The 12,080-nt window shown below is 57.3% G+C and carries 9 protein-coding genes, 2 tRNA genes and 3 other RNA genes; 5 read left to right on the top strand and 9 right to left on the bottom strand.

What is annotated here, in order from left to right; genetic code table 11:
- Positions 1-3 precede the first annotated feature (3 nt).
- The 8 genes from AFK67_RS07685 to AFK67_RS07650 form a co-directional block, all read right to left on the bottom strand.
- On the bottom strand, positions 4-483 hold the full coding sequence (locus AFK67_RS07685; RefSeq protein ID WP_032966361.1) for a DUF1097 domain-containing protein: 480 nt from the start codon (positions 481-483) through the stop codon (positions 4-6).
- Positions 484-593: 110 nt separating this feature from the next.
- Positions 594-1,184 (bottom strand): TorD/DmsD family molecular chaperone, encoded by a 591-nt coding sequence (locus AFK67_RS07680; protein WP_007711551.1) that lies wholly within the window; start codon positions 1,182-1,184, stop codon positions 594-596.
- A 24-nt stretch (positions 1,185-1,208) separates the two neighbouring features.
- Positions 1,209-1,946, bottom strand: a complete 738-nt coding sequence (locus AFK67_RS07675; protein WP_007711553.1) for a phosphatase — start codon at positions 1,944-1,946, stop codon at positions 1,209-1,211.
- A gap of 77 nt (positions 1,947-2,023) precedes the next feature.
- Complete coding sequence (gene ghrA, locus AFK67_RS07670) at positions 2,024-2,965, bottom strand: glyoxylate/hydroxypyruvate reductase GhrA (protein ID WP_032966369.1); 942 nt, start codon at positions 2,963-2,965, stop codon at positions 2,024-2,026.
- An 83-nt stretch (positions 2,966-3,048) separates the two neighbouring features.
- Positions 3,049-4,077, bottom strand: coding sequence for a fimbrial protein (locus tag AFK67_RS07665; RefSeq protein ID WP_038883883.1), 1,029 nt, complete (start codon positions 4,075-4,077; stop codon positions 3,049-3,051).
- A 15-nt stretch (positions 4,078-4,092) separates the two neighbouring features.
- Positions 4,093-6,639, bottom strand: coding sequence for a fimbria/pilus outer membrane usher protein (locus AFK67_RS07660; protein ID WP_032966363.1), 2,547 nt, complete (start codon positions 6,637-6,639; stop codon positions 4,093-4,095).
- A 23-nt stretch (positions 6,640-6,662) separates the two neighbouring features.
- The gene (locus tag AFK67_RS07655) at positions 6,663-7,352 is read right to left on the bottom strand and encodes a fimbrial biogenesis chaperone (RefSeq protein ID WP_007711561.1); all 690 of its coding nucleotides are present in this window, start codon (positions 7,350-7,352) and stop codon (positions 6,663-6,665) included.
- Positions 7,353-7,430: 78 nt separating this feature from the next.
- Positions 7,431-7,964: a fimbrial protein gene (locus tag AFK67_RS07650; RefSeq protein WP_038883885.1), complete on the bottom strand. Its 534-nt coding sequence runs from the start codon at positions 7,962-7,964 to the stop codon at positions 7,431-7,433.
- Between the two features lie 559 nt (positions 7,965-8,523).
- Here AFK67_RS07650 and AFK67_RS07645 point away from each other — a divergent pair.
- From AFK67_RS07645 to AFK67_RS21665, 3 genes are all read left to right on the top strand, one after another.
- A tRNA-Ser gene (locus AFK67_RS07645) sits at positions 8,524-8,611 on the top strand.
- Between the two features lie 47 nt (positions 8,612-8,658).
- A non-coding RNA gene (locus AFK67_RS21670) (RtT sRNA) lies at positions 8,659-8,799 on the top strand.
- 48 nt (positions 8,800-8,847) lie between these two features.
- Positions 8,848-8,987: non-coding RNA, RtT sRNA (locus tag AFK67_RS21665), on the top strand.
- A gap of 176 nt (positions 8,988-9,163) precedes the next feature.
- Here AFK67_RS21665 and AFK67_RS07640 read toward each other — a convergent pair.
- Positions 9,164-11,488: an FdhF/YdeP family oxidoreductase gene (locus AFK67_RS07640; protein WP_007726526.1), complete on the bottom strand. Its 2,325-nt coding sequence runs from the start codon at positions 11,486-11,488 to the stop codon at positions 9,164-9,166.
- 246 nt (positions 11,489-11,734) lie between these two features.
- Here AFK67_RS07640 and AFK67_RS07635 point away from each other — a divergent pair.
- Positions 11,735-11,822 (top strand) — tRNA-Ser (locus AFK67_RS07635).
- 48 nt (positions 11,823-11,870) lie between these two features.
- A non-coding RNA gene (locus AFK67_RS21660) (RtT sRNA) lies at positions 11,871-12,010 on the top strand.
- Positions 12,011-12,080 lie beyond the last annotated feature (70 nt).

Raw genomic sequence — 12,080 nt, 5'->3', positions numbered from 1 at the left:
TTTTTATTTCTCAGCGGTCGCGGTTTTCTTTGGCTCACTGCGCTGCGCAAGCCACAGCCCGCTGCCCTTCATCGCTACGCCGAAAAGCAGCCCCAGCAGCAGCGCGGGCAGCACGCTTTTCCAGTCGCCCTGGCCTGCAAACGTCGCGCAGGCGCCGATAAACGTGCCGGGTACGAAGCCGAGCAGCGTCTGGCGCGACTGAATACACATCAGAAACGCCACCACGCCGGTCATGGCGTAGCTCAGCCACGTCAGGCCCGGCGCGACAGCGCTACCGGCGATGATCACCTGCGCCCACAGAACGCCGCTACACAGCGTGAAAAGGATCGTCAGAAACCCGCTGATACCGCCTTTTGGGCTGGCGAACCAAGCGGTACAGCCGAGAAAGCCCGCCCAGGACGGCAGGCCGAGCGCAACGGCGCTCCACGCCCAGAGGGCGGAGAGCAGGCCAGTGGTTAATGCGAGAGAAAAGTGTCTGTTCATGGCGGCGTATCTTAGCAAAACGCCGCCCATGAAATGCGATCTGGCGCACGTCATATGAAATAACGCACTGTGAGTTACATTTTATTTGTGATTTAAATCACATATTCAGATTACGCCGCACCGCCCTCTGCGTCATCCGCTTCTTGCCCTTCGTCCTCGTCTTCCTGCAACTCTTCCCACATCGCCTGAATGGCCTCGCGGGTAATTTGCGCGAGCGTGCGCCAGAACAGCGTCGCGGCATGCGCCTCTACTTTACCGAGGAACGTTTCATACCACGGGATCAGGAACTCGCCGAACAAGGTTTCCTGCGCTTCGATTTCATCTTCCGCTGACTGGTCTTCCAGCCACGACGCGGCCAGCAGCAGCAGGCCGAAATGATCTGCCGGCGCCTCGCCAAGCGGCATACCGCGCGCGGTTAAAAAGGCGCGCACCTCCTGCTCACTCCCCTGCTCAACCCAGGCGGAGCGAGTTGGCGCCACGCGGGCGTCATCGGCACCGAATAGCGCCTGGTAATCCGCCTGCACGTCTTCGGGCTGCGCGCTTTTTTGCAGACGCGCCAGCAGCTCGTCCTGATCCAGCGGCCAGTTTTGCGCGAGTTTACCGTCGCGGATAAGGCCGTAGATCGGCGCCATTACCGGGTCCTGTGGCGCACGGTACCAGAGCGAGCCCAGCAGGCGGCAAATTATTGAAAACTCATTCATGAACAGATTCCATTTCAGGCGATATTAGAGGGCGGCAAATTCAGCAATCGGCGTCATACCGCGGGTTTCAAGAAAATCGAGCATGCGGCGCGGCGTCACGTTAAGAATGCGGTCTTCGGGGAAATCCACCTCATCCAGCACCTTACGGCACTCGTGGAAATCGCCGAGCGTAAAGGCGGTGTGGGAGTCCGAGCCCAGCGCCACCCAGCCGCCCGCGTCGCGTACAGCGGCGGCAATCGCTTTACAGTTTGGCCCGCTGCCCTTGCGGGAGTGGGTAAACGAAGAGTTGTTTATCTCAAGCGCCACCTGATATTTCGCGGCTGCCGCGGCAATCGCCGGGATATCGACCGGATATTTCGGGTTGCCGGGGTGGCTGATGATATGGACTGTGCCGCTCGCCATCGCGGCGATCATCGCTTCGGTGTTGGCGTCTTTATCCTGCGGCGCGAAAACCGGCTCATGAAAACCGGCGACGATAAGATCGAGCGAGTCCAGCATCGGGCCGGTACAGTCTATCTCCCCGTTGCGGTTTTTAATATTCGCTTCGATGCCGCGCAAAATGCCGACGCCATCGACGACGCGCGGCCAGATGCGCATATTGATAAAGTGCCAGTGATGCGGCGCATCCGCCATATCCGGGCCGTGATCGGTGATGGCCAGAAGCCGGACGCCTTTTTGCTGTGCCGCGGCGATGTAATCATGCAGGTTGCTGTAAGCATGGGTGCTGGCGACGGTGTGCATATGCAGGTCAACGGGATACATGGCGCTCTCCTTTGTGATGTCATGCAAGGATAACAGGTATCCCCGGCGATTTTTAGCCGAATCACCGGGGCCAGCCGCTAGTAGCCGCGCGTCACGTCCACCTGATTTTGCGGCGCATCGCCGCGCTCAATGCGCGAGATGCTCTGCGCGATAAACGCGGCCGCCTCATCAGGACGCGTGACCGCCGCCACATGCGGAGTGATGCGCACATGCGGGTGACGCCACAGCAGGCTTTGCGCGGGCAGCGGCTCCTGATGAAAAACATCCAGCATCGCACCTTTCACTTTCCCGCTATCCAGCGCTGACAACAAATCGTCTTCCACCAGGTGCGCGCCGCGCGCCAGATTCAGGACATAGGCGTTATCGTCAAGCGCCGCGAGCAGCCCGGCGTTAATGATGCCCGCCGTTTCCGGCGTGTTGGGCAGGAGATTAATCAGCACGCGCGTGCCGCGTAAAAACGCACTCAGTTCATCCGCGCCCACGAAGCTTTCGATGTCGGAGTATGTTTTCCGGCTGCGGCTCCAGCAACGCACAGGGAACCCCCAGCCGCGCAGGCGTTGCGCCACCTGCCCGCCGAGCACGCCCGCGCCGAGCACGCCGACCGTGAAATCGGCATGGCGGTACTCTTCAAGCGGCTCCCAGCGCGCCTCGCGCTGTAGCGCCGCGTAATCATCGAAGCGGCGAAACCAGTGCAGTACCTGGCTTACCGCATATTCCTGCATCTGCGCGGCCATGCCGGTATCCTCCATGCGATAGAGCGGCACGCCGGGCGGCAGCAGATCCGGGTGTTCATTCAGGCGGCTTAAGAGCGAATCCACCCCCGCGCCGAGGACGAAAATCGCCTTCAGGTGCGTGCGCCCGCGCAGCATCTCATGCGGCGGGTGCCAGACCAGGGCGTAATCAGCGGGCGCGTTATCGCCGGTTTGCCAGGCACGCAGACGCGCGTGCGGCAGGTGGCGTTGCAGCAAAGGGGTCCACTGGGTCACATCAAAGGTGGGATGATAGAAAAGGATCTCCACAGGCGTCTCTCCGGGCAGGGTAATTTTAATTACCATAACAAAATCAGCCGCCTTTGTGGCGGCTGCGGGAAACGCTGGCGGCGTCAGCGTATGTTCACGGTGATAGAGGCCGAGCCCGAAAATTCGCCATTTTGCGGCGTTTTGCCGCTGAGATTGACCGGCGCCGTGAGAATATTTACCGCGCCGGTACGGCGCGAGATATCGGTGGCGGCGCTAAGCGGCATGGGCAGTTCGCCGGTATTGATGGGGATGACCTGTTCGCTGTCGTTTTTCATCAGCACGCCGACATCGGGGTTGCTGGTGGCGAGCGCCTCCGGCATGCCGTCTGCCGCCGCACCGGAAAACGTCATGGTTAAGGTCACACTGTCGCTGATGTTTTTGCAGATGTAGGCAATCGCCGTTTTTTTATCGACAAAGCCTTCTGGCTTGTGCCCGCGGGTGGTGAAGTTGCTGGCGAGCAGCGTGCCGAAATTGACGGTGATGAGTTCGCCCGAATTGATTTCACAGCTTTGCGGTACAGTAATCGTGCCCTGGACATAGACCTTGGACATCGGCTCGCCGGAGTATTGCCCCGGTCTGACGGTGCCGTAAATCGCGGCAACCGCCATTTGCGGGATAGTCATCTGCCCCAGGAAAGGTTGATTAATACGAAATGTCAGCGAACCGCTCTGCCCGGTGGTAAAGCTGTTCAGCGAGCAGCCGTTATTTTTTTTGTTCCAGATATCAGTAAACGGCACCGTCACATCGCCCACGTTGGCAATGTTAATCGCCGCTGCGAGATCGATATTGTCATTCACGCGAATGAACGATGCGCTGCCATATTGCGTAGCCGGAGCCAGATATTCACTTCGGTAATAGACCCCCGGATGGGGATCTTTATTCGTATCGCTGCTATCGCAGTCGCAGTGCGCGCTGTAATTTTCGGATGAACCGAACCGTTCGGTGAACGTTTTTCCCGGCTGGTTATCGTCAGGATTCGTGACAGTCGAAGTGGCGTCGACATGAAAAATCTTCGGGCCGCCCGTGGTATTGCAAAAGCCCGTCGCCGCATGAGAGTTCTGGACGCCAGCAACGCAGCAAAACAGCAACCCTGTGAGTGTGATTCTGAACATAATCGTCTTCTCTTTTTATCGACACGTAGCTGCCAGAGTCAGCAGGTCACCCTGGACTGACGGCGCATTGGGTAATGCTACGGAGGCCTGGCAGTGCTGATCCGCACGGTTCCCCCACTTGACCTGCACGACGCCGTTTTCTTTGACGCCTGTCAGATAAGCCACGCCGCCTTCGTCAACGATGCTTTCGTATCCGTCGACGCCGTCGAGCGTTACCAGCGCGCCAAACGGGACCGGCTCGCCGTTTGTCCGGCGCAGCGTTAACAGCAGGCGATGCCCTTCGCGCGCATCGATATGCGCGTAGACCAGCGCGCCTTTATTCGGTATCAGCGTCAGGTGGGTGTTTTCGGCGTCCACGCCCGCAGGCATGACCGTGGTATCAAGCGTGAGCTCGTTTCTTTCATAAGGTGAGAGCCAGGGGATAACCGCATACCCCAGCCAGTCGGTGGCGACGCCGGACTGATTTCTGAAGCGAATGTCGCTCGCGCCGTTAGCGTCTACCAGCGCGAAGGCATCGCCGAGCGGCTGGGCGAGCGTAACCCCGTGCGGATGCACCACCAGTGCGCCTGACGCGCCGTAGTTCCACTGGCGGGTCTCATCGGAGCGGTAGTAGCCGAGACTCAGGTTGGCGAAACGTGATTTGTAATTGAGATCGGCGCTGCTGTCCGCACCGTTATCCCCGTTGTGTCCCGCCTGGTTGTAGCTCTGCTGCAGCGAATAGCTCAGCCTGCCGTCATCCATCAGCGTGCCGCTGAGTCCGCTCTGGTAGCGCGTGCCGCCATCCTGATTCTGGCTTACGTTAAAGGTCGCCCAGCTGTTATTCAGCCAGCGGCTAAGCGGAATACTCACGCCCAGCGCGATTTGCCGGTCGGTCTGATCGTCTGTTTTATTCCATGCCGAGGAGAGCGTCCAGGTCATCCCTGATACGCTAAAAGCAAAGCCCGCCGAGAGATTCTGCTCTTTATCCGTCCGGTTCCAGAAGTCGCGCTGGTAGCCGTTAAGATAAAACGAGCCGATGCCGCTCAGCGCCTGGTTAATACTGATTTGCAGCTGGCTACGCTGCTGGTAGTACCCGCTGTAGCGGTCGTCATACCAGGAGGCCTCATGATTCGCCTCTTCAAAGTCGTAATAGCCGCTGGTGGAATAGCGATAACCCGCAAGCGTAATGGCGGTATCCGTGTATTCGATATTCTTGGAATACTGGAAGCGATACGACTGGCCGGTAGAGGTCGTGTTGTTTTGCAGCTGGCTGCGCGCCTGCGTGACGTCAACCGAGACCGAGCCCCACTCGTCAAGCCCGACGCCGACGCCGAGGGCTGCCGCCTGATACGTATCGGCGCCCATCGCGCCGCCGTAAAGCGTGAACCGATTATTCAGGCCGTAAATCAGCGTGCCCTGCGCAAAGGTGGGCGTCGCATCGTCCGGCCCGCTCGGATCGTACTCCCCCGCCGTCAGGCTGTATTTAAGCTGTCCGGGGCGCTGCATGATCGGTACGGCGGAAAACGGCTGGATAAAGCGCCGCTCTTTGCCGTCAGCTTCTTTAATCGTTACCTCCAGGTCGCCGCTGTGCGAGGTAGGGTAGAGATCGCTGATTTCAAACGCGCCAGGGGCGACGGTATCCTGAAAAATGATATAGCCGTTCTGGCGCACCGTAACTTCCGCGTTTGAACTGGCTATCCCGCGGATCACCGGCGCAAAGCCGCGCAGGCTGTCCGGCAGCATATTGTCGTCGGATGCAAGCTGCGCCCCTTTAAATTTCACGCTGTCAAAAATCATCGACGGGGAGTAGCTCTCTCCCAGCGTCAGCTGCGAGCGCCAGGGTTTGATATCCCGCTGCAAAAAGGTATAGACCGTATCCCAGCTCGCCTCGTCGTCGCTTTTGCTCCACGTGGAATAGTTACGCACGCGCCACGGGCCGATATTCAGCCCGTTCTGCATGTTGAGATACTGTGAGGAATCGCCTGCGTCGACGTCACTTTGCGTGTCCGTGCCGTTAAAGGTGTAGTTGCTAAAGAGCGCGGGAATGCCGTCATCCCAGTATTGTGGATCGACAAAGCCACGGACCGTGCGGCGCAGCGCCGCCTGTGGAATGCTGACCTCCAGCGCCATGTTGTGGGTGTTCAGCCTCACCGAGGCCGCCGGGATCAACGCGCCGAGATCCTCAATGGGCGCGAGCGGCGAGAGCGCCGTCAGCGCCGGATACGCCTCGGTTTTCACATTGAGTTCTTCCAGGAGCGCGGGCGTAATCACCGGATGCGTCTCGCCATGCGTGTCTACCGTCAAAGGGATCGTGCGGGTAAACCGCTCATCGCCGTTGAGGCGGATGCGTAGCGGATAATTCCCCGCTGGCAGCTGATCTTTGGTGCTAAAGATCGACAGGTCAACGCCCCGCTGCCCCGGATCGCCCTGCTCCATTAACATCGGATCAAACCACACTTTTTCTTGTGCGCAGGCGTCAGGCTGAGTGCCCGCGGTGAACACCAGCGCGGCGGCTACCATAAGCGCAACCGGCCGAACCGTGTCCGGCAGGCGGGGGTCAAAAGGGCAAGCAGTTCTCTTCACAGGCGCATTCCTTGCTGTACGGCTCACAGATTGCGGGTCTCAGGCTTCGTCACGCCGCCATAATCGTTAATGACGCGCCAGCTCACTACTCGCCCGGCCTCCGTTGCGGGCAACGCAAAACGCTGGCTGGCAAACGGGGCCAACATGTCCGCACTCTTTATTCTTGTCGTCCCAAGCGTCAGGTTATCGAGCACCACATAAAAGGGAGTGGGGTTCTCAACAACCAGCTGGCCAGCGGCGAGATGACATGCGAGCTGCTTATAGGCTGTGGGCGCATCAGTGGTAAGCGCTTGCGGTCGGTAAAAAAGCTTAATGCGAGTTTTGATCACCAGCTTGAGGGTATTAACGGCCTCCGGTGATGACGGTGGAATGGCGCGAATATTCACATAAAAAAGAGACTCGCGATCTTCTGGCAAGTTGCCGGTTTTCGCGATACGTAATTCATGGTCTTCATTGGGCTCAATACGGAACAACGGCGGCGTCACCATAAACGGACCGCGTGTTTTACCATCACCGGTATCAACCCAGGACTGTAATAAAAAGGGACTGGTGGCGCTGTTATTTTTGACGCCAAGAGCCGCCTCTTTTTTACTGCCTTCATAAATTATGCGGGTGCCGCCGACCACGATGCCGCCTGCAAACCCACTATTCACATTCATCAGCAGAATGAAAAAAAGAGTCACCCTGAGAATAAGTTTTCTCATCGTACGCATAATCAACTCACGTCGAAAAGGAATAATAAGCCGTCAGCCCGTGCTGGCGGCTTAATGGCACGTTAAACTGGTCAATGATTAACGATAATCAAAAGTGATATCTGTCGTACCGTTGGCCGCACCGGCACCGATGGTGGTGCTGGTGGATTCATAATATGCGATAAGGTTCAGATCCATAGTGGCATCGGTAATTTCGAATTTACGCGCTGAGAACTGGTTCATCGGAATAAGCGTACCTTCATCGTCGGTAATGACGATGGCCACGCCAGTCGCCCCGCCGTCAGCCACTTTCAGATAGTCTTTATTCACCGGATCGGCATCGCCTGTTAGATAAATACTAAAATGCGGGTTTTCACCCTCTTCCACGACCGGGCAATTTTTCAGCTTAATTTTCACCGGGATCGGCGGCGTTTTTACGCCTGTGGTCGCGTTAAATTGTTTTACCGAATATACACCCATATCGACATCAAGCACTTTATCATCATCATCGATTTCACAGGCCTGGTCGGTAATTTTCCCTGTAAATTTAATCGTTCCATCTGCTGCTAACGCTGAAGCGGCATTCATTGCCAGCGCTCCGGCAAGCATCATCAAACAGAGTTTTTTTCTCATATCTTCTCCATGATTAATTATCCCAAACTATATATTTAACGAATAAATATCGTTGCAGATTAACGCCACCGCATCTTATCCCCAGTTAAATAAGCTGACAATTACCAGTGTGGATTTTTATTTAAACTTACCAAATAACTAGCACATTATTGGCGGTCAGCGTTACATCAAATCATTCAGGAAATATATATATTGGCTCAATATTATCTCAAGTATGAACGCGTATAATGCAAATACATATATATCCTTATAGGTGTTAATGACTATCCTTTTGTTATTCTGGAATTTAATTTTCGGCCCTGCCATTATCAGGCGGATAAGTCATTCATGGTTATCTATTACGCAGCACATAATGCAACGCTCGCAAATGTCGCAGATTCAATAAATGGCTTTTTTTTTCTCCGGCTACGGATCTCGCTTATCAGCACTAAATGGTTATTTTAAGCACATTTTGTATGAAGTTTGTTTAAACGCTCCAGAAAGCACTAAATTTGCATTGACGGCTATGGGCCTTTCCCCTACATTAGCGCCCGTCCCGACAGCGTCGGGAAGACAATATGGTGAGGTGTCCGAGTGGCTGAAGGAGCACGCCTGGAAAGTGTGTATACGGCAACGTATCGAGGGTTCGAATCCCTCCCTCACCGCCATATTTAAGAGAGAGCCTGTACGCAAGTACAGGCTTTTTTGCGTTTATATCGCGTCAGCCCAGGGAGGGATGAGAACCCTCGACCAGGGTTCGACAGGCGGTTTACCGCCTGGACGGCAGGTCCGCTTGCGGGCATGCCGCCCGAAGGGTGAGGCCCAACGGGCCGAATCCATCCCTCCCTCACCGCCATATTTAAAGAAAGAGCCTGTACGCAAGTGCGGGCTTTTTTGCGTTTATATCGCGTCACCCCAGGGAGGGATGAGAACCCTCGACCAGGGTTCGACAGGCGGTTTACCGCCTGGACGGCAGGTCCGCTTGCGGGCATGCCGTCCGAAGGGTGAGGCCCAACGGGCCGAATCCATCCCCCCTCACCGCCATATTCAAAGAAAGAGCCTGAGCTAACACTCAGGCTTTTTTGCGTTTATATGCCGCAAACCGGACGGCAGGTGCGCTCCGCTTACCTGCCACGCACATCAAGCGCAACGGTTTTGTAGGGTGGGTAAGCATCAGCGCATCCACCGTTTACCGTGTCAACCCACCATACATCCGCGCCTTATCGCCGTGCGCCTGGTGTTGCCACCGGCTCCGCGACGCGCTCCATCGCAATCGGGATGCTTTTATATGCCGGAATGCCGCTCTGGGTATCGTGGCTGTCCAGCGGCACCAGCACATTGGCCTCCGGGTAATAGGCACCGACCGAGCCGGGCGCCATATCGATAACCACTACGGTCAGGTTGTGCATCCGCCGCGAGGTCGGATTGCCGTCCGGGTCGAGCGCGGTGATGTTCACCTGGTCGCCGACGCGCAGCTCGCGCTTCTCCGCTTCATCCGGGTTAATAAACAGCACGTCGCGCCGCCCCGTCACGCCCCGGTAGCGGTCGTTCAGACCGTACAGCGTCGTATTGTACTGGTCGTGGCTGCGAAGCGTCGTCAGCACCAGGTCGTGGCACTTCAGCGACCGCGGATCCTCATTAATCCCCTGCATCACCTTAAACTGCGCTTTGCCAGAAGGCGTATTCCAGACCCGCTCCGATGCCGCATTACGCAGCCGGAAGCCGCCCGGCTTTTTCACCCGCTCGTTGAAATTCGCAAAGGCCGGGAACACCGCCTCAATGGCGTCGCGGATAAAACTGTAGTCGCCGATCATTTTATCCCAGTCGACCACGGTATCGGGCAATGTCGCTTTCGCAAGGCCAGCCACGATCGCCGGTTCCGAGCGCAGATGCGGCGACGCCGGTTTCAGCATGCCGCGCGAGGCATGCACCATCGACATCGAATCTTCCACGGTAATGCTCTGTTCGCCCGATGCCTGCACATCCGTCTCGGTGCGGCCAATCACAGGCAGAATATAGTTATGCTTGCCGAGCAGCAGATGCGAGCGGTTGAGTTTCGTCGCCATATGCACCACTAAATCGAGATTTCGCATCGCGGGGAACGTCACCTGCGGGTCGGAAATCGCCTCCGCCAGGTTGCCCCCCAGGCACAGCAGCGCCTTGGCTTTGCCATCACGCATCGCCTGGATAGCCGCCACCGCGCCATGCCCGTGCTTTTGCGGCGGTGTAAAACCAAACACCCGCTCAATGCTGTCGAGCAGCGATTGCGGCGGGATCTCGGTAATGCCGACCGTGCGATCGCCCTGCACGTTCGAGTGACCGCGCAGCGGGCAAATGCCGGCGCCTTTTTTACCGATGTTGCCGCGCAGCAACAGCAGGTTGGCTATCTGCTGGACGTTCTGGGTGCCGTACTGATGCTGCGTAATGCCCATGCCGTAACAGATAATGGTGCGTTCGGCATTCGCGTACAGGCGCGCGATATTCTGGATCTCCTTACGCTCCATCCCGGAAACTTTCAGGATGTGATCCCAGTCGGTGGCATCAAGATCGGCCTTCAGCGCGTCAAACCCTTCGGTATGCTCCCGGATAAACGCCTCGTCGAGCACGCCCGCCTCGCCGTTGGACAGCGCCTCTTCATGCATCGAGAGCAGAATTTTCATGACGCCTTTCAGCATCGCCGCGTCGCCGCCGACCCGCACTTTATAGTAGGTCGAAGCAAGTTCGGTGGAGCTTAACGACAGCATCTCGATGGGGCTCTGCGGCGATGTAAATCGCTCAAGACCGCGCTCGCGCAACGGGTTAATCGCGACGATGGTCGCGCCGCGCTTTGAAACTTCGCGCAGTGTGCCGAGCATACGCGGATGGTTGGTTCCAGGGTTATGGCCGATGCACAGTACCAGATCGCAGTGGTCGAAATCCTCAAGCTCGACCGTGCCTTTACCGACGCCTATCGATTCCGGCAGGCCGACGCTTGTGGGCTCATGGCACATGTTGGAGCAGTCAGGAAAGTTGTTGGTGCCATACTCACGCGCGAAAAGCTGCCACAGGAACGCGGCTTCGTTAGAGGCGCGGCCCGAGGTATAAAACTCGACGCTGTCCGGGTCGTCATAACTGCGCAGGCGCTCGCCAATCTCCCGGAACGCGGTGTCCCATTCGATGGGCTGGTAGGTGTCGCTTTTGGGATCGTATTTCATCGGGTGCGTGAGACGCCCCTCGCCCTCCAGCTCAAAGGCGCTGCGCTCCCAAAGTTCGCTAACGGGGTGCGCTGCGAAAAATTCCGGCGTGGTGCGCTTGCTGGTCGCCTCCCAGGAAACCGCCTTCGCGCCATTTTCACAAAATTCGAACGATGACGCGTGCTGCGGGTCGGGCCAGGCGCAGCCGGGGCAGTCAAACCCCTGCGGCTGATTGACTTTGAACAGGGCAATCACGTCCTGCTTCACCGACATCTGGCCGCGGATAGCGTCGGCCACGGCCTTCAATGCGCCCCAGCCGCCCGCCGAACCGCCATAGGGCGCGATGCCGATAGTACGATTTCGCTCTTTCATAGTGCTCCACATTCTCTGTCTTATGGTTGTGTATTAAGCCTGGTACAGAAAATGGGATAAGCGAAGCAGACACCGTGTTATCCGGGCGCGCGGCGGCCCGCCCGCGTGGATGCGGCAGGCGAAAACGTCATTTCGTTTAACCCTTAACCGAACGAAAAAGAAAGGAGAAAATCTGCTTGACCGTTTTCATGCAGATCCCTATAGTAGCGCCCCGTTGCCCCGCTAAGCGTGGCAGCAAGACAATATGGTGAGGTGTCCGAGTGGCTGAAGGAGCACGCCTGGAAAGTGTGTATACGGCAACGTATCGAGGGTTCGAATCCCTCCCTCACCGCCATATTCAAAAAAAGAGCCTGAGCTAACACTCAGGCTTTTTTGCGTTTATATCGCGTCAACCCAGGGAGGGATGAGAACCCTCGACCAGGGTTCGACAGGCGGTTTACCGCCTGGACGGCAGGTCCGCTTGCGGGCATGCCGTCCGAAGGGTGAGGCCCAACGGGCCGAATCCATCCCCCCTCACCGCCATATTTAAAGAAAGAGCCTGAGCTAACACTCAGGCTTTTTTGCGTTTATATGCCGCTGCCGCGACCGGGAC

Origin of the sequence: Cronobacter dublinensis subsp. dublinensis LMG 23823, assembly GCF_001277235.1 — a bacterium.
Taxonomy (GTDB): Bacteria; Pseudomonadota; Gammaproteobacteria; order Enterobacterales; family Enterobacteriaceae; genus Cronobacter; species Cronobacter dublinensis.
Note: the sequence above shows the minus strand (reverse complement) of the source record. Positions and strands in the feature narration are given on the sequence as shown.